We start from the raw sequence: 21,351 nt of genomic DNA, 5'->3' as shown, positions 1-21,351 counted from the left end.
GTGGAAAATATTACATTTGCAACAGATAATAGTGTCAGCTAGCTAAAACATAAAGGAACTCCGTGATAAGCGCTAGCGCTGCTTACAATGATTTTAAGCAGACGGAGGAGTTTTATAAATAAAACATAAGGATTTTGAATGATGAACAATACACTAAAAGCAGTTCTGCTTACTTCGATGTTACCTTTTGCTGCTAGCGCAGCTGACGGCATGAGCCCCTGGTACGTAGGTGGCGGTGTCGGCATCAACAATTACGAACCTAATTGCGATCAAAAAACCATGAAGTCTTGTGGTAAAGATGACCCCTATGCATGGGACGTATTCGCAGGTTACCTATTTAACGACTACTTCGGTGCAGAGCTTGGTTATCGTGACTTAGGCCGTGCTGAATGGGTCGACTACTCAAATAAACTCAATGACGTTGGCGCTAAAGGTATGAACCTTGGCCTAGTGGCATTTTGGCCATTTGCGGGTGATTGGAGCTTATCTGCTGAAGCAGGTGCTTTCAACTACCTTATTTCAAACAACAAAAACTACGGTAGTGAATACTACAGTGACAGCGGTGTTGCTCCATACGTTGGCGCAGGTATTGGTTATAACATTACAGACAACCTTAAGGTCCAAGCTAAGTATCGTCGTTATGAAAATCTAGACGAAGATAAATGGAAAACCCTAGAGATGGAAAGCAACTACTGGGGTCTTGAGCTAAGCTATCGCTTTGGTAGTAAAGCTAAGCCTGTTGTTCCAGTACTAGACTCAGACAATGATGGTGTCAACGACGATATGGATCAGTGTCCAAATACGCCATTTGACTATAAGGTTGATGAGAACGGTTGTCCTATCTACCTAGAAGTAGAGACGCAGCTTGATATTGGAGCCAAGTTTGCGAATAACTCCGATAAAGTAGAGAAGTCTTCATATGGTGCTATGACTGAGTTAGCTACGTATATGAAACAGCACCCTAACTCTACGGTGACGATTTCAGGTTACGCCTCTAATACTGGTAAAGCGGACTACAATATGGATCTTTCTGAACGCCGTGCAATCGGGGTTGCAGAGGTTCTTATTAACGAATACGGTATTGAACCGGGCAGAGTTTCAACTAAAGGTTACGGTATAACAAGGCCGTTAATGGAAGGCAATTCTGCAGAAGCTAACGCTGCAAACCGTCGTATCGAAGCACATGTTACAGATATAGCTGTCACTCCAGTGCTTAAATAAAGTCAACACTCGATAGTAAAGGCTCACGGTTATCACAACCGTGAGCCTTTTTAATTTTATGCCTTCATAAAAACGCTATACTTCTTGATTAAACTTTTACCCAACAACAATTTTTAGCAGAATTTTGTACTTAGATTACCAAAAAACACGCTTCAAATGATTTTTTGCAACTTTTGTGTAATTTTTTTTCATATATAGTTGGAATGTTCATTAAAATGGCTTTTAATAGCTGCTAAATTAATTGTCCAATCGATGCAGTTCCTAGAGTAAGGATGTGATACACATGGCCAACACATTAGAACAACTTAAACCTTTCACTACCATTGTTGCCGATACTGGCGATATTGAAGCCATAAAACGCTACCAGCCAGAAGATGCAACGACCAACCCCTCTCTTATTTTAAAAGCATCTGAAATCCCTGAGTACAGTGCATTAATCGAAAACGCTATCGAATGGGCAAAAAGCCAAAGTGACGATTTAGCGCAGCAGATTGAAGATGCTGGAGATAAGCTTGCGGTTAATATCGGTCTTGAGATCTTAAAAATTGTTCCAGGTCGTATTTCTACTGAAGTTGATGCCCGCCTATCATTTGATAAAGAAGCATCAATCACTAAAGCACATAAGCTTATTAACCTTTACCAAGCTGCCGGTATCGACAAGTCTCGTATCCTTATTAAGTTGGCATCAACATGGGAAGGTATTTGCGCCGCGAAACAACTTGAGCAAGAAGGCATTAACTGTAACCTAACGCTGCTGTTTAGCTTTGCTCAAGCACGTGCATGTGCAGAAGCTGGTGCTTACCTGATTTCTCCGTTCGTAGGCCGTATTCTAGATTGGTATAAAAAAGACACAGGTCTTGAATACAGCGCAACTGACGATCCTGGTGTAGTGTCAGTTACAAGTATTTATAACTACTATAAGCGTCATGGTTTTAACACCGTCGTGATGGGCGCAAGCTTCAGAAATACGGGGGAAATCATTGAACTCGCAGGTTGTGACAGATTGACCATTGGTCCTGCACTACTGGAAGAATTACAAAACAGTACGACACCAATTGTACAAAAGTTACTTCCTGCGACTGACGTTGTTGCACCAGAAGCTGAAATGACTGAAGCACAGTTCCGTTGGGAATTTAACGAAGATGCAATGGCAGTTGAAAAACTTGCTGAAGGTATTCGCAACTTCGCTATCGACCAAGGTAAACTTGAAGTCATGCTTAAAGATAAACTTTCGTCTTAACCCTATAGGACCAAAAGATGACTGAACTCACTCAACAAGCCGTATGGCAAGCGTTAGAAAAGCACAGTAAAACGCTTTCCCATATGCGCGAGCTATTTAGCACTGAACCTCAGCGTTTTAATGACATGTCGACTCAGGCCTGTGGATTGTTTCTAGATTACTCTAAGAACCGCGCCTCAAAAGAGACGATGTCTCTTTTGTTTAAGCTGGCCAAAGACACGCAGCTTGAATCAAAAATTAAGGCTATGTTTGCAGGCGAAATCATCAACAATACAGAGCAAAGAGCAGTGCTTCATACCGCTCTACGCGCTCCTGCTGACAAAGTCATTAATGTCGATGGCTGTAATATTGTCGCCGAAGTACAGCAAACATTGGCAAAAATGGGTGAGTTCGTTGACTCTGTAACGTCGGGGAATTGGAAAGGTTACACTGGAAAAACGATTACTGACGTTGTCAGTATCGGTATTGGCGGTTCTTTCTTGGGGCCTAAAATCGTGTCCCAAGCACTACGTCCTTACTGGACGAATAAGCTCAATTGCCACTTTGTTGCAAACGTTGATGGCACGTCTATCACCGAAAAGCTAAAAGGCTTAAATCCGCAAACCACATTGTTTGTGATGTCTTCAAAGTCTTTTGGTACCCAGGAAACATTAACCAATACACTTACAGCCAAAGCGTGGTTTTTAGAGCAAGGAGCATCACAATCTGATGTCGCTAAGCACTTTGTCGCTGTTAGCTCAAATGTCGCTAAAGCAACCGAGTTTGGCATCGATGTCAATAATATCTTCCCTATGTGGGACTGGGTTGGAGGCCGTTATTCACTTTGGTCTGCAATTGGATTACCTATCGCACTCCTCATCGGCATAGACAACTTTCGCGAGTTATTAGCCGGTGCTCACGAGATGGATGAACATTTTGCCAACACGCCATTAGAAAATAACATGCCCGTCATTATGGGCTTGTTCTCGCTATGGTACGGTAACTTTTTCAATGCTCAGTCTCATGTAGTGTTAACGTATGATCATTACCTACGAGGCCTGCCAGCCTACTTCCAGCAGCTAGATATGGAAAGTAATGGTAAGTCCGTCACCCTAAATGGTACCGATGTTGATTACAGCACTGGACCTGTAATTTGGGGCGGCGAAGGGACAAATGGTCAGCACGCATACCACCAGCTATTACATCAAGGAACCGCGCTAATTCCTGCCGACTTCATTATGCCACTCAACAGCCATAACCCTGTGGGTGAACATCATGTACAACTTGCTTCAAATTGCTTTGGTCAAACCCAGGCATTGATGCAAGGTCGAACATATGAAGAAGCATTGACAGAGTTAAACACTAGCGGCCTTAGTGATGAGCAAAAGCAACTTATCGCTAAACATAAGGTGATGCCAGGCAATAAGCCAAGCAATACCATCTTAATGGATAAGCTTACTCCTGCAACTTTAGGTGCGTTAATTGCGCTATATGAGCACAGAACATTTGTTCAAGGTGCTATTTGGCAAATTAACTCATTTGATCAGTGGGGCGTAGAGCTTGGTAAGCAGCTAGGAAATGATGTTCTCGAACGCCTCTGCGCAAATAAAGATGCCGATGAACTCGATACGTCGAGTAATGGCTTAATTAACTTGTTTAGGCAAGGAAATATCTAGAGTCATACGCGCATTAAAAAAGCCAGTTTCGACTGGCTTTTTTGTTTTTTCCAGCTGAGCATTCCATATTGGTTACAGATAAGCCCATATTAATCTTCTCTCAACGAATACTAAAACATTAAAAGTTCATCCTGATTTAACATTTTTGAAACATTTAAGTTGCAACATGAACAAAAATCATGCTATTAATTTGAAGACAAAATAAACAACAGGAGGTTGCCATGAATCGACTCGATTATGGTAGTGCGCTAGAACTGGATAGTGTAGTTGAAAAGCCAAGTCGCTCAAGAAGCTCCAATAAAAAGCGGAAGTGGCGTGAAATTGAAGCTCTAAAGGAAAAGCACCGTTTACTTAAAGAACTTCAAGAAATGGATAATAATTTCAGTGGCGAGCTAGACACCCTCCTGATGTAACACCAAATAAAAGAGCGCTTAACGCGCTCTTTTATTTTGAGATATAGTTTCTGATTTAACCGCTGATTTAGTTCTTAATTCAGTTTCTGAGTTGAACCTAGCTATTCCGCCGCGATTAAGTACTCTCTAAGTTCTTCAAACAGCGCCTTATCGTTATCACTAAACAAAGGGTCATCAATCAAACGAGCATCACACATAGCCGCAACCACGTGCCAGTCTTCATTGGTAATAACCTCCCTCCACTTTGGAAACACTGTCGATTCCTCAAACTCCATATGCGCTTGCTGTAAACGCACATAATTTTCTAAATCAGTAACTAACTGCTGTTTTGATACCACAATATCATTTAAAATCAGGTTTAATGTCGCCATCAAAGACGCCGATGCTTCACCTAACTTCTGATGTTCTGAAGTGAGCTTTTCATTGATATGTGCCCGGCCTAGCTTATTCCAGTAAAACTCTGAAATGACCTCTTCCAATGGATGATGGCTATGCTCAGCATAGCTTTGCATATACTCCACGATATCTCGCACTAGGTTGTAGTTTATCGCTTCGCCAGCCGCCAGCTTAGTGTATTTGTCCTTTAGAACCTTAAGTAAAATAGCAATATGTTTATGATCGCGCATGAGCCTCGCTAGCATAGTCATCTCCATCCTAATTCCACCCACTACCACTAATATTAGTAAATCGTATAAAGAACACCCAATATAACAAGTGGACTGCTATCGAGTTTATGATGAAGATCAACTAATTTTAGATTAATTAACATAACGTTATAGCTCGATAATTAACTGAAAATAAATAATACCTCTATAAACTCAACCGGTTTTTCTATGCCGTGGCATAATATTGGAAAATAGAACATCGATAGTAGGACAAGTTTAGATGCAAGCTTCTCACCTTATTGGCGCCCATGTTAGCGCGGCCGGCGGTATCGCAAATGCTCCACTTAATGCCGCTGCGATTGGCGCAAACGCTTTTGCTCTGTTTACCAAAAACCAGCGTCGCTGGCAGGCTAATGATCTAGAAGAAAAACAAATATTACTTTTCAAACAGCATTGTCTTGATGCCAATATCAGCCTTGAATCTATTTTACCTCACGATAGTTACTTAATTAATTTAGGTCACCCTGAAAATGAGCTGCTAGAAAAATCTCGTCAGGCTTTTTACGACGAAATGCACCGCTGCGAACAGATAGGCCTTAGCTTATTAAACTTTCATCCAGGTAGTCACCTAAGACAGATCTCAATCGATGAATGCTTAGCAAAAATTAGTCAATCAATTAACTTAGCCTTAGAGCGCTCATCAGGTGTCACTGCTGTCATCGAAAATACTGCAGGGCAAGGCTCAAACCTAGGCCACTCTTTCGAACAATTAGCGCAGATCATCGATGGTGTGGAAGATAAGTCTCGAGTGGGGGTCTGTATTGATACTTGTCATCTGTTTGCCGCAGGTTACGATATTCGCACCCATGCTGCTTGCAAACAAACCTTTGAGCTTTTCGATAAGGTAGTGGGGAATCGATACCTGAAAGCCATGCATTTAAACGACAGTAAAACGGCACTCAACAGTAGAGTAGACCGTCATGAATCCTTGGGACAGGGGGAGATCGGTCAAGAAGCTTTTGCCAGCTTAATGAAGCTCGATGTGGTTAAAGGGATCCCACTTATTTTAGAAACAATACGCCCAGAGATCTGGCAGGAAGAGATAAACTGGTTACGTTTTCTCGCTAAGCAGTGAACTTCATCCCTCCTTTGCTAGATTAAACATTTGTAAATCACAGCAACGACTTTGGTTGGCTCGCCCAAGTCTGATTGCAACCATACGATATGAGTGCCTTTAAGCTCTTCGCCTTGTTTAATTGCGCTCAATCTTGCATCAGCGAGTGCATTATCGCCTCGCCCAACTCCTGTCACCATAGCGAAGCTGTCACAATGGGTTACTTCAAAGTCATAAGCTTCATTAATCCTGTGGTAAAGTTCAAACTCTTCTGTTGCACAACCACTTAACAGACTCACTAATAAAACACCTATGACAGCACGAAACACAATAACAACCCTCTTTAAAAACTGCCGCGCACAATATAAAAATTCACAGCTAAAATTTGTGACCAAAATCACACAGCGTTAGTTCTAAGTACCACAGCCTGCATCAACTGCTAAATAAACTAACTAACTATAAAGAGTATGAAAACTAAGATTGCACAGCTTTACACAGGTCGCACTAACAACACATTTAAGCAACAAAAAAAAGGAAGCGTTAACAGCTTCCTTGTTTAAGTAACGACTTGTAATTTTGTAAAATACTAAACCGATAACAGCTTAAATAGGTGAGCCTTTAACAGTTCAAAATCTGCCGGTAATTCTGCCGATAAAATGGCTTTGGGAACGACTCTAGCTAAAGGCTCTGGTAACGCTAATTCAATATTAAGGATCTCCTCGACCACCTCATTAAACTTAGCCGGATGAGCTGTAGCGAGAAATATTCCCTTCTCATCTGCTGTCATCGTCTGTTTAAGCGCTAATGCTGCAATAGCCGCATGGGGCTCTGAAAGGTATCCCGAACGATTAAGCGCTTGCAAAGAGTCTGCTGTTTGCGCTTCTGATACCCCTAACCCTACAATATCTTCCAAAGACCAATCCATCGCCTTCACTATCGCTTCAACACGTGGCCAATTACTTGGCTCTGCTACATCCATCGCATTAGATATTGTCGCAACCGTTGTTTCAGGCAACCAAGTACCACTTTCTAAATAGCGTGGCACGGTATCATTACTGTTTGTAGCAGCAATAAATCGTTTGATAGGTAACCCCATGGCTTTAGCAAATAAGCCCGCCGTTAGGTTACCGAAGTTACCACTTGGAACGGCAATAACAGGATCGCTGTCATTGTGCAGCTTAAATTGAGCAACCGCTTCAAAGTAATAGCAAATTTGCGCCAGCAAGCGGCTGATATTGATAGAGTTAGCTGAGTTAAGATGTAAACCGTCTCTAATATCAAGATCTTCAAACGATTGCTTCACCAAGGTTTGGCACGCATCAAAGTCAGACTCTACCGCCACGGTATGGATGTTGCCCCCTAAGGTGGTAAACATCTTTTCCTGTAGCACACTGATTTTTCCTTTTGGATATAGCACAACCACATTAATGTTATCTAAGCCATAAAATGCATCCGCTACCGCAGCGCCAGTATCGCCAGACGTCGCTGTTAGAATATTAATTTTTTCTGATTTGGCTAACTCATTTAAACACTGAGCCATAAAACGAGCGCCAAAGTCTTTAAAGGCAAGCGTAGGGCCGTGAAACAGCTCAAGACTATAGAGATTACTATCGGCTTTCACTAATGGCAGCTCAAAATTAAAGGCGCGCTCTACTAATCTATCAACTGTATCTTGGCCAAGTTCTGATGCTAACCAAGCACCAATGACTTTCTTACTTCTTTCAACAAAGGGGAGCGCCAATAGACTATCGACATCTTGCAACTGCGGGATCTGTTTTGGGAAAAACAAGCCTCTGTCTTTTCCAAGACCTAACTTTACCGCTTCAGTAAAACTTACCACCTGTGAAGGGTGCTTTAGGTTATACAATTCCATGGTGACTTCCTTTAAATTCAATTTATTACGATCTTTTTCCGGCATGCTTAATCAACTTTACGTGCGCCAGTGCTATCAATTTTGCAGATATGAGAAAACCCTTTACCAGCTTCAATATAATAGGTATCTAACCACTGCTGCGCTTGTTGAGCGACGCTCAGATCATCAGTAACACTGAAAAGTGTTGGCCCACTGCCAGAGATCCCCGTCGTTAGCATGCCTAACTCGGCTAAAGCCGCTTTAGCATTTTGATAGTGAGGGATCTCCCCAGCGCGATAAGGCTCAGCTAACACATCCTTTAATACCGCAATCGCCAGATCTGCATCTTGCTTATAGGATGCGTGTACAAAGGCACTTAAATAACGCCCAAAATCAATAGTGGTCTGTTTATCGAATGTAGTTGGCATCAATTGGCGCATTCTTGAGGTCGATAACGAGATGCCTGGATACGCCACCACCCAATACCATTGCTTAAACTCTGGGATCGCTTCACAAACACTCTTGGGCGTATCAAGCATTAGCTGCATCCCCCCTAAGTAACAAGGTGCAACGTTATCATAATGAATTGAACCACTAATTTTGCCTTCAAACTCGCCCATTAATCGCAGTAGTTCTTGCGGATTAAATGGCTGCTGAAAATATTCATTCAGCGCCATCAATGCTGCCACAACTGAGCTAGCACTCGAGCCAAGTCCACTGCCTACAGGTAAATTTTTCTCTAAGGTTAATTTAAGTCCCGCACTTTTATCTAAATGGCTTAAGAAAAATTCAGCACATTGATAAACAATATTTAGTTGCGGATCCTGCGGAAGCTTATCAGCCCAATGACCCGCTAAAACCAACGACAATCCATTCTCAGCAGCCTCTACAGTGACTTTATCACCAAGCAGGCTACCATCGACGGGCGCTAACGCCGCGCCTAGTAAATCAAAACCTACTCCGACGTTGCCCATCGATGCTGGAGCATAAATAGTGACACTCATACGCCCACCTCTCGAGTCCAATTTAGTGTACGTAAAATATCGGCAAATGCACCAGCCGCGGTAACATCGGTACCCGCGCCATACCCCCTAAGAACAAATGGGATCGGCTGATAATAACGGCTGTAAAAGGCCAACGCATTTTCACCTCCTTTCACACTATATAAAGGGTCGGCGGCATCAACTTCAACAATCTTAACCTTGCAGCCCTCCTCATCGATTTGGCCAACATAACGCAGCACTTTACCCTGTGATTTTGCCGCTTCTACCCGCTGGGCAATGGCAGCATCAAGAGACGGTAAATTGTTCATAAATGCATTCACGTCACCAGAGGCATCAAATGAGTCGGGCAGTACTGATTCTACGTGGATATCGCTCAGCTCTAAATTCATTCCCACTTCACGAGCCAAAATTAATACCTTACGCGCCACGTCCATGCCACTTAAATCATCTCTAGGGTCTGGCTCTGTAAAGCACTTATCTCTTGCAATAGATGTCGCCTGAGACAGTGTCATGCCCTCATCTAACATACCGAAGATGTAGGACAAGCTACCGGATAAAATACCATTAAAGCGTTGCAGCTCATCACCGGCGAATAGCAGTTTTTTTAGGTTATCGATAACCGGTAGCCCAGCGCCGACTGTGGTTTCATAAAGAAATTGACGACGCTGTTTAAGCGCTGTTTTCCTTAAATCTTGGTAGTAAGCCATATCACGAGTGTTGGCCTTCTTATTAGGCGTAACAACGTGAAGTCCTGCATTCATAACATCAATATATTTATCGGATACCAATTCACTTGAAGTACAGTCCACCAGCACAGGGTTGAGTAGTTGTTGCTCTTTCGCCCACACTAACATCGCATCAAGATCCGCTTGCTGCTCAGAATCTGCTAACAACCCCTGCCAGTTATTAAGATCGATACCTTCGGCATCTAACAACATCTTTTGTGAGTTCACGACACCACAAACCCGAATGGCAATATGCTGCAGCTTTAATATCTTGCGCTGTTTATTAATCTGCTTAAGCAGCCCAGCCCCGACGTTGCCACAGCCCACAAGAAATACATCAAGGTAATGTTGCACATCGAAAAATGACTGATGACATGCCGCTATTGCATGCTTAGTCTTGCGCTGCTCAACAACAGCTGAAATCGAGCGCTCTGATGATCCCTGAGCAATCGCAACAATATTAACGGTCGCTTGTGCAAGCGCCTGGAAAAACTTGGCAGCAACACCTTTGTGAGTGCGCATACCATCGCCAATCAGTGAGACTATCGCTAAATCGTGACGCATCTCAATCTGCTCTAAAATGTCGTTTTTAAGTTCAAGTTCAAATTCTTGCTCTAGGGCAAACTTGGCTTTAATCGCATCTTCAGTAGAAACACAAAAACTGATGCTGTATTCAGAGGAGCTTTGAGTGATCAAGGACACAGATACGCCGGAGCGCGAAATCGCCCCCAGTGTACGACTCGCCATGCCGACCATCCCCTTCATACCAGGTCCCGACACATCAAACATGGTTTGATCATCTAAATTTGAAATGGCTTTAACATGTAACCCTGTTTCGTCTGGCTTATCAGACACTAGAGTGCCGACTGCATCTGGGTTAAAAGTATTACGGATATAACAAGGGATATGATATTGAGCAATGGGTGCGACCGTTTTTGGGTGCAGTACTTTTGCGCCAAAATATGATACTTCCATCGCTTCTTGATAACTCAGTTGCGATAACAACTTGGCGTCTGTCACCACTCGTGGGTCAGTATTATAAATGCCGTCCACATCAGTCCAGATCTCGCAGCAACTAGCACTAAGACAAGCTGACAACACCGCCGCAGAATAATCTGAACCATTACGCCCAAGTGTAACCACCTTGCCTTCGCTGTCGCCTGCAGTGAATCCAGGCATTACCCAAACCTGCGCGACCGATAAATCCAGTGCATTGAAGCGCAGTTTACTCGCTTCAATATCAACAGCAGATTCTAGGCGAGGGCCATAACCGACAAGTAGAGACTCTGGCACTAATAAATCAGCGCTATGGTTAAAGGACTTCATCACCTCAACCATTAACGCAGATGATAGCTTTTCCCCTCCAACTAAAACTTGTGCTTCAACACTTTCAGGGCACTCTTCAAGTAAGCTCATCCCTTCAAGCTTACTTTGCCAAAATGTGAGTTGTTGCTGCAGTTTTTCATTAAGCAAAGTATTTTGTTCTGCACTTAAGCTGGCAGCCGCCGCAGCATATAGTTCATCAAACACCCTTCCTACTTTGGCTAACACGGCGCGGTAGTCACCGCCATTCACCGCAACATCAACCATCTCAATCAAGCCATTTGTCACTGTGGCTGGGGCTGACAATACTACGGCGGTTGCTTGTGAATGAGCTGACTGGCTGATAATTTCTGCTGCGCCTTTAAAGCGCTGCCAATTCGCCAGCGAGGTTCCACCAAATTTCATTACTTTCATCAAAAACTCCTTGTGCCGCGCCACCTAAGAAACAAAAAAGCCCGCTCCTTTTGGGGGAGCGGGCTTGATATTTTACTTATATCAGGTTGTGCTTAGCCCGCCCCCACGTTGGTAATCGTGGTGGTTGTAATAATGGTGGTGTTCATTAAAACCTGGCTAAACATATAAATTCGTTTCTATCCAATTGGATTGATTTGTGTACTAACACAATTGCTTTTTTGCTAACGAGTGTCAACCCCTAAAACCAACTTTATTGTTATTATTAAGACTATTAGCAATAAACGAGATAAAACAGCCATAAAACAACTATCAATGGGAGTTTAATGAAGAATTTATTACATAACGGCTAAGTTACGTTGACGTAAACCAAAACCCATAAAACAAATAACACAATCAAAATCAAACAGATAGCTGCCACCTAAAAAGTCAGAATATCAAAATCGGTACAAATCCACGACTTAAATATGAAATAGGCCAAACGTAACATTCTTAATAGTTCAGCAAAAAGGGGCTGACAGACTGACAAAAATCGACCTATGAATAAGTTTGCACTCGATATGAAAATTCCTTCTGTATCTAATCCAGCTCGTTTAAGCCAATACTAATTTATCCCCCTAAAGATGTGGCTTAGGTAGCAGAAGTGCATTCAATCTATCGCAAATAGCGTTAAAGCAGGCTAGAATGCGCGCAAATTTCCGATTGGAGCCAATATGAAAATCACCGAAAAATGTGCTGTTAGCATCCATTACCGATTATCAGATGCGAAAGGCCAGCTTGTAGAAAGTTCTTTTGAAGCCGAGCCAATGATCTATCTGCATGGTGCAGAAAACATGATCCCTGGTCTAGAAGCTGCGCTTGAAGGCAAAGCACAGGGTGACACCCTTGATGTCACCGTAGATGCAGAGCAAGGCTACGGTCCATATCATGATGGGCTTCGCCAAGAAGTACCAATATCAGCGTTTGGCGACATTGAAGACATCGTTCCAGGTATGCGTTTTATCGCAGAGACTGAAATGGGTCAACGTCCAGTACAAGTGACAGAAGTTAAAGATGATGTTGTTATTGTAGATGGCAACCATCCTCTTGCAGGTCAATCTTTAGTTTTCAATGTTGAAGTACTTGAAGTACGTGCAGCGACTGAAGAAGAAATTGCCCACGGCCACATTCACGCTCACGGCGGCGGATGCGGCGGTCATGAACATTCTCATGAAGGTGGATGTTGTGGCGGCGGACACGATCACGGTCACGAAGGCGGATGCTGCAGTGATGACGAAACTAAAGAAGCTAAAGAAGGTTGTGACGGTAACGGCGGCTGTGGCTGCAGACACTAGTTCTTTAGGTTGAATTCAAGCCCGTTTCATTAATGATAATGAAACGGGCTTTTTTTATGCTCTATAATAAAAAACTTAACATTAAGCTACGGAATTATTAGTTATTTTTGCAAAGGAACTGCAATGCTCTCAAAAACGGTCTATGAAGCTCTACCCTACTGCTACTTCACTATCGCCAGCGCAAGTATACTTATGTTAGAACAGACCTACGCCCTGCTTTTTGCGGTGTTATTATTTCTGCTAGGAAGTAAAATTTATGCATTACGCTCGAGTAACCGCCGAACGGATCCTAAAAAACGTAGAAAAAAAGGCTTACTTCCTATAGCCCTTTATGAGCATACCCCTGCACTTTACCTATTAATGGCGCTACTTCTGTTAAAACTCGACTCAAGGTTAGCACCAGTATTGAGCCTTATGTTGCTCAGCTACGCACTATATATAGGTTTAAGACGTACCCAGTATCGCAAACATCGAATCGTTGCAGCGCCACTATTGTGATATCGGATAGGTGAAGATGAATCTGCTCGGCACATCAGGAAACCATTCCTGCTCGTGCCCTGCTTCGTACCTAATCATTTACAAGATTAACAGCTTAACCTTTTCTCTTTGCTGCTCAGTCATATGCTTAAGATAATTAGAGCAACGTGTAATCGTCGCAATACTTATTTGGTATTCCTGCGCAATTTGACGCTGACTCATCTCACCATCTAATAGCATCTGAAAAACTTTTAGCCTGCCCGCGACAGCACTGCGTTCCTCTTCCGTTAGTAACAGCTCAAACAATACAGTTAAATCGTCCTGCGCTTGATGCGATAAGACTTTCTCTAAAACCGAACCCCATTCTGCTCGCATTTTATCTCCTAATTTCAGCCACAATCACGTACTAGTGCGTCATTACAGCGATTGTATCAAGAATGCCAACCACCATGCACTTTTTATAACAACATTAGCTCTTACTAAATAAAACTCATTTGTAACTAAGAGTAACTATTGTGAAAAACGATTGCAGTCAGCAAGATAAAACTATATACATTAGGCGAAAACAGATCACATAACACAATAAAAACGTGAGAATTACCATGAAAAAGACAGCCAAAATGAGCCTTATCGCACTAGCAGCAACTGCGACCCTAGCCACTAGTGCATATGCAAATAACTTTAAAGAAGCCGATGACGCAATCGATTACCGTCAATCTGCATTTAGCATGATTGCCCATAACTTTGGTGACATGGGTGCAATGCTTAAAGGCAAAAAAGAGTTCAACGCTGAAGTTTTTGCTATGCGAGCTGAAAATGTTGCAGCCTTATCAAAGCTACCACTTGAAGGCTTTGTTGCAGGTTCTGATAAAGGTGACACCGAAGCATTAGCTAAAGTCTGGAGTGATAAAGCTGATTTTGATGCCAAGATGAAAACCTTCCAAGAGAACGCCGCGATTCTTGCGCTGGCAGCAAAAAGCGGTGATAAGAAAGAGATGAAGCAAGCCTTTGGCAATACAGGAAAAAGCTGTAAAGGCTGTCATGACGTTTATAAAAAAGACTAACTATAAACGTCAGCCCCTCTAGTCCAGAATTAGAGGCATACTTTCCATTAAGCCAGTCTGAGTCCCGACTGGCTTTTTATTTAAGTCCTTAGAGCATATCAATCACAGGCCACATCAGATAGTTCAGTACCAAAGCGCCCACCACTAAGACTAAAACAAGTGCTTTTAACATGGATGCGAAGGCTAAATTGTTAGCGCCAGAATCTGTTATTTCCGATTCTGGTAGACTTTTATAACCGCTAAACATGGCACCAAGAATTTTATCGCCTTTAATCATGTGCACTCCAACGGCTAACACGTGCATTGCCGCTAAGATTAAAATCAAGTCAAAGTTCTTCTTATGTAACCAAGTTAACCAACTTGCCGTATCTGAGCTAACAAACGAATACAGAGGGCCTTCAGTAAAAATATCGTCGGTTGCAAACAAGCCCGTTATCAGCTGAATACAGATAAGCGTAATTAAGGTCACCACCATGTAACCGCCGACGGGATTATGGCCTATTGATGATGAGATCCCTTCGCGTCGAGTTCGATTGAGGTAGTGAATAACCGTTTTAGGTGAATAAACAAAGTGACTAAAACGAGCCGTATCACTGCCAACGAGTCCCCAGATAAGCCTTACAGCAATCAAAATCATCAAGCCATAGGCAAGAATTTGATGCCACTCCATCTCACCAGCATCGGCTGTCCACCATAACCCACCGAGTAAGCACAGCATACCCCAATGAAAAACACGCGTCGGAAGATCCCACACTTTAATTTTGACCAGATTTTGTTCCATCAACTGTCACTCTTGAAAATTAATTTACCTGAGGAGGTCATTATAAACGCGGAATTACTGAAGAGCTATCGAGTTATTTACACTGATTTTTTTGCTGAAAACACTAAATAAGGGACGACTTATCCAATCCAATATGACCTGATTTTTTGGGGTTTACAAGGAAATTTGGCCAGTTATTGTCTATATTTGTCTAAGTGATCAAATAAAAGGCGAACAGTTTAAAAGAGCCAATAAAACGTGATTTAGATCACGACTTTCATATCTGAGATTGGTAGTCTGAATTCAAGGAAACAACAAAAGGTTCGACATATGATAAAGATTACTAGCAAGCATTTTGAAGTTACTGAGTCTATCCGCGAACGTATTGAAGCCAGATTAGAGAAATTAGCAAGACACGATGTGCAGCTAATTAATCCACACGTAATTATTTTACAGGAGAAGCAAGGGTTTAAAATTGAAGCTTCTGTCGGCATCCCAAGTGCCAAGTTATTTGCCCAGGCGAAACACGACGACCTCTATGCAGCTATTAATGCAATGGGACAAAAGCTGGAGAAACAGCTAAACCGCCTGACTCATAAACCTGAAAGTCAACGTCACGCAACACTTAAAATAGAAGATGATGCCATTGATGACGACTTTGATGACAACCTAGAGGAGGAATACGCAGCTTGATATTATTGTTAAATTTACACGCAAAGCGCACCTTCGGGTGCGCTTTTTATTGCAAAAAACTCAATTATGCTAAGTTTTTATTGACACTTAAGGCCCCCCGCTTTAGTTTTATTTCAATGAATAAAATCCATACTACGTTTTTTACTTTCTTTTTTATGTCCCCCACCCTCGGAGGCGGAATTTCGGTGTAAAAACGAAAGTGAAAATTCCAAAGCCTCCCACATGGGAGGCTTTTTTATATCAGCTAAGGTAAGCATACATTGTCATGCTTATCACTAGGGTATTAATACTAAGCGCAATACAAGAGTCAGAGGCTAAGATGAGTAAACCACAACCCTTAAATCACACTCGAGAGCAGATCACCAGTCTCGATAATGAACTGCTGGCTCTGCTAGCAAAGCGCAGAGAATTAAGCCTAGATGTCGCACGCAGTAAAGAAGTCGATGTCAGACCAATCCGCGATACTACCCGGGAAAAAGAGCTGTTATCACGTCTTGTAAAACAGGGGCGTGAGCAAGGATTAGATGCCCATTATGTCATCTCACTCTATCAAAGCATCATCGAAGACTCAGTGCTTAACCAGCAAGCTTATTTACACGGCCGCGCAAATCCAGAAACCCAACAGCAGCAATATTGTATCGCCTACCTTGGCGCTAGAGGTTCATACTCCTATCTAGCTGCCAGCCGATACTGCGATAGACGCCAAGTGGAGATGCAAGATTTAGGCTGCAAAAGTTTCGATGAAATAGTACAAGCCGTTGAATCTGGCCACGCCGACTATGGCTTCCTGCCAATAGAAAATACCTCTTCAGGCTCTATTAACGAAGTGTATGACGTATTACAGCACACCAGTCTTGCTATTGTTGGGGAAACCACCATCGAGGTTGGTCACTGCTTACTGGCCAATAGCGGCAGCACTATTAGTGACATCAAAACTGTTTATGCACATCCTCAGCCGATTAGTCAATGCAGTCGCTACTTAAGTCAGCACGGTGAATTCAAACTAGAGTATTGCTCTAGTAGTGCAGAAGCGATGGAAAAAGTCTGTAATGCAAATGATAACAGTGTCGCTGCTATCGGTAGTGCAGAAGGCGGCGCCTTGTATCAATTAGAAGCGATTGAAGCAGATCTTGCCAATCAAAAAATTAATCAAAGCCGCTTTATCGTTGTCGCAAGAAAGGCTGTTGAAGTGCCATCGCAGCTTCCAGCAAAGTGCACACTGATCATGGCTACAGGCCAAAAGCCTGGCGCACTCGTTGAGGCCTTACTTGTGTTAAAGGCGCGTAATCTTAATATGAGTAAACTCGAATCTCGTCCTATTCCTGGCACGCCTTGGGAAGAGATGTTCTATTTAGATATCGATGCCAATCTATCAAGCGAGCCGATGCAAGCTGCGCTTAAAGAGTTAGAGCGCACCACTCGCTTTATTAAAGTGCTCGGTTGCTATCCCTGTGAAACCGTTAAGCCTACTCAACTGAGTAATAGCCAGTTGATGATTGAGCCTAACACCTCTAAGTCGACCACTGTTGCAGCAACAACCAGTAGTAAGCAACAGCGCTTTAGTAAGCAATATAAGAGTGAGTCTACGCAAGTTATCTGCGGCCAGCTAAACCTAGGAGCCGGTAATATCGGTGCGATAGCTCAAGTACAACTCCCCCTAGAGCTTCAGCAAGTTGAGCAGCTAGCAAAAGAGCTTAAAGAATCAGGTTTCCAAGCCGTTGCGATACAGGGATTAAACCAGCAAAGCGATGTCATTAACTCCATCAATAAGTTTAAGCATGCTCTCGCACAATTTGATTTAGTTTGTGTCCTTGTCATTGAACATGAAACCGATTTAACCATGGCGACTCAGTTTGCAGATGTAGTCATGCTATCGGGGAATCTAATGTATAACCAAGCCATTTTAACCCAACTTGGCTCTTTACTGGTTCCGGTTATAGTCGAGCGCAATACCATGGCTAGCGTCGATGATCTGCTTAATGCAGCAGAGGTTATCTTGAGCCAAGGTAATCAACAACTTATCTTGTGTGAATCAGGGGTCACAACCCTTAATAACTCAGGAAAACCATCACTGGATCTAGCGGCATTGGTTGAGCTAAAAGCCCTGAGTCACTTACCTATTTTGGTCAATCCAAGCTACGCGATTGAAGCAGAACAAATGCCTACATTTGTTAAGGCGATAAAACAGTTAAAAGGCGATGGTGTCATGGTGAATTTAAGTGCTATTGAGCAAGCATCAAAAGCTGACTCTACAACGCTCTTCAATGAGCTATTAGGCAATCTATACCATTAGCTTACGGGTAAATTTATATTAGTCTTTTATATCAGTATCTTGAAAGTTAGTCTCTCGATATAAGTTATTTGATATAGTCAGCTTAATAGCGATGGCTTATACAGACAATTTGATAGCGATAGCTTGATATTGATTATTTGATAGCGGCGGCTTGATAAAGAAACTGATATTCATTATCAAACCGCGTCTGAATTGAAATTAGCGTTTACGCTGAGCAGCTTGCTCAGCGTTACTTTTATCAATCAACCGAGGGATCGTTGTCCCTTGGACTAAGATAGAAAAAACCACCACAGCGTAAGTCATCACCATTAGCAGCTCTCGCAGGTCTATATTGCTGCCACTCATGACAATTATGCCGGTAGGTAAACTCATCGCCATCGCTAACGCTAAGCCGCCACGTAATCCTCCCCATACCAAGATTTTTTCTGCATAAGAGTTATAGTGCCTAAAACGCCTAAAGCCAAAATAAGGTAGATAAATGCTGATAGTGCGCCCAATTAACACTATCGGGACAGCAAGCAGCATAAACCACCACAACTCAACATCGAAATGAATGAGTAGCAGTAGTAAGCCTAATAGCAGAAACAATAATGAATTGAAAAATGACTCTATTAATAACCAGAAACTCTCTAGGTGTCCTTGCTCCTCTTCCTTTAGCAACTTAGGCACACTCACATTGCCAATGATAATTCCGGCTGCGACCATGGCTAGGGGCCCTGAAACCCCCAACATATCGGCCCCAATGTAACCTGCACTCGGCACCAATAATGTCATCAGTAAATACTGCGTTCGCTCTTCAGAGAAATGCAGCATGCCATGTAGAATAGCGGCCAATACTCCACCGTAGAGTAAACCGCCTAACGCTTCTCTAATAAAAAGCTTACTTACATCAATAAATGTTAACGGTTCAGTTGAAAACGCGACTTGTGAAACGGTGATAAAAATTACCAAACCAATACCGTCATTGAAGAGCGATTCACCCTCAACCTGAGTGGCAATATCTTCTGGCGCGCCAAGCTGTTTAATGATTGCCAACACCGCAATAGGATCCGTTGGCGAAATCAGTGCACCAAATAGCAGGCAATAACTAAAGTTTAGGGGTAAACCGATAGCAATAGCGAATAGGTACAGCAAGCTACCAACAACAAATGTTGATATTAGCGTCCCCACAAAAGCCAGTATGAATATTTCCCACTTTTGTTTTTTTAATATATTGAGCTTAATCTGTAACGTGCCAGCAAACAGTAAAAAACCCAGCATTCCATTAAGCAGTAGAGCTGTAAAATCAAGCTGCTCTAGATCGGTCACTAAGGTTGAATAAATTTTTATACCAAAGATCTTACCGGCCACCAAAATAGCTAAGCTCAAACACAATGCCAGTGCAGTAATAGTGACGGTTTGTTGCCAACGATGTAAACGTGAAGAGACAAGAGATATCACCAGAGAAAGCACAGAAAGTAGACATAAGATTTCGTAACTAGTCACAGTGAAGTCTCATTAAGCAAAAGGGAGGGGGAAATAACAGAGATTAGATTATGCGGCCTTCAATTAAGCTCAGCCAACCTTTAATCACTCTGCCGCTAAACCATATCGCACCGCCAACATAGAGCGTGGCACTTAACCACGGCTGAGCACACAAATACCCGGTTAACATGACTAAAAATAGGCCGAGGATAGACCAACGCTGCCAACGTAAATGGATTGCCAGCATGTTATTGGCATTTTGCTGTGGCTGATACAGATTAATAACAAGACTAAGGGCTGTGGGCACTAACATTATCGGAAAGCATGCCATCAGCGCATACAGGAAGTGTGCGAGATTTTTATCTTGCAGCGCTAGTGATTGAGAATGTAATGTTGATGCCATACGCCACTCCAAAAAGAAATAAGAGACAGGCGCAATTCCATCACGACCTATCATTAACCTTACTTTCTCATGATGAGTTACGCAACTTTCACGCCTGATTTATTTCAGATTTTCATGCCATTGACTTAGCGCTTAGGTTTATATACTTACAGTTCTAAGGTCACATCTGACTTTAATTTAGTTGAACATGCTAGCACAAAGCCCTGTGCGACCTCATCAGGTGTCAATGCCATTTGGCTTGTAGACTCGGTTTCTCCCTTAACAACCCTACACTTGCATGCACCGCAAACACCTGAACGACAGGCAGCAAGAATAGGTAACCCTTCGGCTTCAATGCCGTCCAATACGGTTTGTTCTGCAGACAAGGTTCGGCTTTTATCACCGATCATCAACATAAAACCGCTTGTCTCTGCGTTAATAGCTGTAGTTTGCGCTTTTACTGCAGCCAGTTCGGCGCTATCCCCTTTAAAGCTACCAAAGCTTTCCTGGTGGAAATGCGTCATATCAAAGTCTAACGATTCTAGTAATGCTTTAACGGCATTCATATAAGGCTCTGGACCACAGACAAACACAGTACGAGTTTTAAAGTCTGGTACTAATCTCGCTAAGTTATCAACATTTAGACGCCCAGGCAGATTATCGATATAAGGACTCGCTTGCTCACTAACCTCTTCTAAAATGTAGTTAAGCTTAAATCGGGCGCTGCGCTCAGCCATCTGTGAAATAGACGCTTCAAATATAAGATCGTTACTAGATTTTGCACTATGAAGAAAGCTCACATCTGGGCCAACTTCGGTATCGGTTAACCAACGAGACATGGAGTACATAGGCGTGATACCGCAGCCAGCACTTAAAAACAGATACTTTTGCGCTTGAATATCAACTAAATTAAATACGCCATCGGGGCCGAGAGCTCGCACCATATGACCGACTTCAAGGTTATCGGCTAAGTAGTTTGAAACCTTGCCACCTGCAATACGCTTAATGGTTAGTACAATAGAATATGGACGTGAAGGTGACGAGCTTATGGTATAGCTACGAGCAATTTTCTCACCATTAATTTCCAGCAATAAAGTAAGAAACTGACCGGGCTTAAAATGAAACTTAACTGGAGTGGCAGCTTGAAATCTAAAGCTGATAACATCGTGAGTCTCATTCCATTTTTCCACACACACCAGTTGATGTTCCCCAGACTGCCATTGCTGAGCCGAAAAAGATTCTAAATGAGAAGTTTGCTTATTCATTGCCATATTCACGCTATACCTACCTATCAAACTAAGTTGTTAACCCTTAAACTAAA

At 42.6% G+C, this 21,351-nt stretch carries 20 protein-coding genes and 1 other annotated feature; of the genes, 10 read left to right on the top strand and 10 right to left on the bottom strand.

Annotated elements, in window-relative coordinates; translation table 11 throughout:
- The first annotated feature begins 138 nt into the window (after positions 1-138).
- From ACVBJC_RS08575 to ACVBJC_RS08560, 4 genes are all read left to right on the top strand, one after another.
- Positions 139-1,221 (top strand): OmpA family protein, encoded by a 1,083-nt coding sequence (locus ACVBJC_RS08575; RefSeq protein ID WP_447160450.1) that lies wholly within the window; start codon positions 139-141, stop codon positions 1,219-1,221.
- Between the two features lie 283 nt (positions 1,222-1,504).
- Positions 1,505-2,461, top strand: a complete 957-nt coding sequence (tal, locus tag ACVBJC_RS08570) for a transaldolase (RefSeq protein ID WP_447160449.1) — start codon at positions 1,505-1,507, stop codon at positions 2,459-2,461.
- A 17-nt stretch (positions 2,462-2,478) separates the two neighbouring features.
- A complete protein-coding gene (gene pgi, locus ACVBJC_RS08565) occupies positions 2,479-4,116 on the top strand; it encodes a glucose-6-phosphate isomerase (protein ID WP_447160448.1) in 1,638 nt (545 codons plus the stop codon).
- A 221-nt stretch (positions 4,117-4,337) separates the two neighbouring features.
- Complete coding sequence (locus tag ACVBJC_RS08560; RefSeq protein WP_447160447.1) at positions 4,338-4,529, top strand: DUF3545 family protein; 192 nt, start codon at positions 4,338-4,340, stop codon at positions 4,527-4,529.
- Between the two features lie 101 nt (positions 4,530-4,630).
- On the opposite strand, the gene ACVBJC_RS08555 is transcribed toward ACVBJC_RS08560, so the two are convergent.
- Entirely contained in the window at positions 4,631-5,170 is a 540-nt protein-coding gene (locus ACVBJC_RS08555; protein WP_447160446.1) for a hemerythrin domain-containing protein, read from the bottom strand.
- Between the two features lie 244 nt (positions 5,171-5,414).
- Here ACVBJC_RS08555 and nfo point away from each other — a divergent pair, with 244 nt between their 5' ends.
- Positions 5,415-6,269: a deoxyribonuclease IV gene (nfo, locus tag ACVBJC_RS08550; protein WP_447160445.1), complete on the top strand. Its 855-nt coding sequence runs from the start codon at positions 5,415-5,417 to the stop codon at positions 6,267-6,269.
- Positions 6,270-6,286: 17 nt separating this feature from the next.
- On the opposite strand, the gene ACVBJC_RS08545 is transcribed toward nfo, so the two are convergent.
- From ACVBJC_RS08545 to thrA, 4 genes are all read right to left on the bottom strand, one after another.
- Positions 6,287-6,577, bottom strand: coding sequence for a hypothetical protein (locus ACVBJC_RS08545; RefSeq protein WP_447160444.1), 291 nt, complete (start codon positions 6,575-6,577; stop codon positions 6,287-6,289).
- Positions 6,578-6,834: 257 nt separating this feature from the next.
- A complete protein-coding gene (thrC, locus tag ACVBJC_RS08540) occupies positions 6,835-8,121 on the bottom strand; it encodes a threonine synthase (RefSeq protein ID WP_447160443.1) in 1,287 nt (428 codons plus the stop codon).
- A gap of 47 nt (positions 8,122-8,168) precedes the next feature.
- Positions 8,169-9,104: a homoserine kinase gene (thrB, locus tag ACVBJC_RS08535; protein ID WP_447160442.1), complete on the bottom strand. Its 936-nt coding sequence runs from the start codon at positions 9,102-9,104 to the stop codon at positions 8,169-8,171.
- On the bottom strand, positions 9,101-11,566 hold the full coding sequence (thrA, locus tag ACVBJC_RS08530; RefSeq protein ID WP_447160441.1) for a bifunctional aspartate kinase/homoserine dehydrogenase I: 2,466 nt from the start codon (positions 11,564-11,566) through the stop codon (positions 9,101-9,103). Before thrA ends, thrB begins: the two co-directional genes overlap by 4 nt.
- Positions 11,567-12,276: 710 nt before the next feature.
- Between thrA and slyD the strand changes: the two genes are divergently transcribed.
- Both slyD and ACVBJC_RS08520 read left to right on the top strand, forming a co-directional pair.
- Positions 12,277-12,897 carry a peptidylprolyl isomerase gene (gene slyD / locus ACVBJC_RS08525; protein WP_447160440.1) on the top strand — a complete coding sequence of 207 codons (621 nt, stop codon included), beginning with the start codon at positions 12,277-12,279 and terminating at the stop codon, positions 12,895-12,897.
- Between the two features lie 123 nt (positions 12,898-13,020).
- Positions 13,021-13,395: a hypothetical protein gene (locus ACVBJC_RS08520; protein ID WP_447160439.1), complete on the top strand. Its 375-nt coding sequence runs from the start codon at positions 13,021-13,023 to the stop codon at positions 13,393-13,395.
- A gap of 78 nt (positions 13,396-13,473) precedes the next feature.
- On the opposite strand, the gene trpR is transcribed toward ACVBJC_RS08520, so the two are convergent.
- Positions 13,474-13,749: a trp operon repressor gene (trpR, locus tag ACVBJC_RS08515; protein ID WP_447160438.1), complete on the bottom strand. Its 276-nt coding sequence runs from the start codon at positions 13,747-13,749 to the stop codon at positions 13,474-13,476.
- Positions 13,750-13,994: 245 nt separating this feature from the next.
- On the opposite strand from trpR, the gene ACVBJC_RS08510 reads away from it, so the two are divergent.
- Positions 13,995-14,438, top strand: a complete 444-nt coding sequence (locus tag ACVBJC_RS08510; protein WP_447160516.1) for a c-type cytochrome — start codon at positions 13,995-13,997, stop codon at positions 14,436-14,438.
- Positions 14,439-14,526: 88 nt separating this feature from the next.
- Here the strand turns inward: ACVBJC_RS08510 and ACVBJC_RS08505 are convergent, their stop codons facing one another.
- Positions 14,527-15,219 carry a cytochrome b/b6 domain-containing protein gene (locus tag ACVBJC_RS08505; RefSeq protein WP_447160437.1) on the bottom strand — a complete coding sequence of 231 codons (693 nt, stop codon included), beginning with the start codon at positions 15,217-15,219 and terminating at the stop codon, positions 14,527-14,529.
- Positions 15,220-15,528: 309 nt separating this feature from the next.
- On the opposite strand from ACVBJC_RS08505, the gene hpf reads away from it, so the two are divergent.
- The gene (gene hpf, locus ACVBJC_RS08500; RefSeq protein ID WP_012154318.1) at positions 15,529-15,891 is read left to right on the top strand and encodes a ribosome hibernation-promoting factor, HPF/YfiA family; all 363 of its coding nucleotides are present in this window, start codon (positions 15,529-15,531) and stop codon (positions 15,889-15,891) included.
- Positions 15,892-16,010: 119 nt separating this feature from the next.
- Positions 16,011-16,131, top strand: a sequence feature (Phe leader region).
- A 79-nt stretch (positions 16,132-16,210) separates the two neighbouring features.
- Entirely contained in the window at positions 16,211-18,184 is a 1,974-nt protein-coding gene (gene pheA / locus ACVBJC_RS08495; RefSeq protein ID WP_447160436.1) for a prephenate dehydratase, read from the top strand.
- 198 nt (positions 18,185-18,382) lie between these two features.
- Here the strand turns inward: pheA and ACVBJC_RS08490 are convergent, their stop codons facing one another.
- The 3 genes from ACVBJC_RS08490 to ACVBJC_RS08480 form a co-directional block, all read right to left on the bottom strand.
- Positions 18,383-19,669: a cation:proton antiporter gene (locus ACVBJC_RS08490; protein WP_447160435.1), complete on the bottom strand. Its 1,287-nt coding sequence runs from the start codon at positions 19,667-19,669 to the stop codon at positions 18,383-18,385.
- A 43-nt stretch (positions 19,670-19,712) separates the two neighbouring features.
- Positions 19,713-20,051 (bottom strand): hypothetical protein, encoded by a 339-nt coding sequence (locus tag ACVBJC_RS08485; protein ID WP_447160434.1) that lies wholly within the window; start codon positions 20,049-20,051, stop codon positions 19,713-19,715.
- A gap of 146 nt (positions 20,052-20,197) precedes the next feature.
- Entirely contained in the window at positions 20,198-21,301 is a 1,104-nt protein-coding gene (locus ACVBJC_RS08480; RefSeq protein WP_447160433.1) for an FAD-binding oxidoreductase, read from the bottom strand.
- Positions 21,302-21,351 lie beyond the last annotated feature (50 nt).

This window comes from Shewanella sp. 0m-6, from assembly GCF_052977325.1.
This window is presented reverse-complemented; position numbering and strand designations above follow the sequence as displayed.

Coding starts and splice junctions, on each gene's coding strand:
- ACVBJC_RS08505 (WP_447160437.1), bottom strand. CDS start 15,219: ATGGAACAAAATCTGGTCAAAATTAAAGTGTGGGATCTTCCGACGCGT.
- thrB (WP_447160442.1), bottom strand. CDS start 9,104: ATGAGTGTCACTATTTATGCTCCAGCATCGATGGGCAACGTCGGAGTA.
- ACVBJC_RS08555 (WP_447160446.1), bottom strand. CDS start 5,170: ATGCTAGCGAGGCTCATGCGCGATCATAAACATATTGCTATTTTACTT.
- tal (WP_447160449.1), top strand. CDS start 1,505: ATGGCCAACACATTAGAACAACTTAAACCTTTCACTACCATTGTTGCC.
- nfo (WP_447160445.1), top strand. CDS start 5,415: ATGCAAGCTTCTCACCTTATTGGCGCCCATGTTAGCGCGGCCGGCGGT.
- ACVBJC_RS08485 (WP_447160434.1), bottom strand. CDS start 20,051: ATGGCATCAACATTACATTCTCAATCACTAGCGCTGCAAGATAAAAAT.
- thrA (WP_447160441.1), bottom strand. CDS start 11,566: ATGAAAGTAATGAAATTTGGTGGAACCTCGCTGGCGAATTGGCAGCGC.
- ACVBJC_RS08520 (WP_447160439.1), top strand. CDS start 13,021: ATGCTCTCAAAAACGGTCTATGAAGCTCTACCCTACTGCTACTTCACT.
- ACVBJC_RS08560 (WP_447160447.1), top strand. CDS start 4,338: ATGAATCGACTCGATTATGGTAGTGCGCTAGAACTGGATAGTGTAGTT.
- ACVBJC_RS08575 (WP_447160450.1), top strand. CDS start 139: ATGATGAACAATACACTAAAAGCAGTTCTGCTTACTTCGATGTTACCT.
- slyD (WP_447160440.1), top strand. CDS start 12,277: ATGAAAATCACCGAAAAATGTGCTGTTAGCATCCATTACCGATTATCA.
- hpf (WP_012154318.1), top strand. CDS start 15,529: ATGATAAAGATTACTAGCAAGCATTTTGAAGTTACTGAGTCTATCCGC.
- pgi (WP_447160448.1), top strand. CDS start 2,479: ATGACTGAACTCACTCAACAAGCCGTATGGCAAGCGTTAGAAAAGCAC.
- pheA (WP_447160436.1), top strand. CDS start 16,211: ATGAGTAAACCACAACCCTTAAATCACACTCGAGAGCAGATCACCAGT.
- trpR (WP_447160438.1), bottom strand. CDS start 13,749: ATGCGAGCAGAATGGGGTTCGGTTTTAGAGAAAGTCTTATCGCATCAA.
- ACVBJC_RS08510 (WP_447160516.1), top strand. CDS start 13,995: ATGAGCCTTATCGCACTAGCAGCAACTGCGACCCTAGCCACTAGTGCA.
- ACVBJC_RS08480 (WP_447160433.1), bottom strand. CDS start 21,301: ATGGCAATGAATAAGCAAACTTCTCATTTAGAATCTTTTTCGGCTCAG.
- thrC (WP_447160443.1), bottom strand. CDS start 8,121: ATGGAATTGTATAACCTAAAGCACCCTTCACAGGTGGTAAGTTTTACT.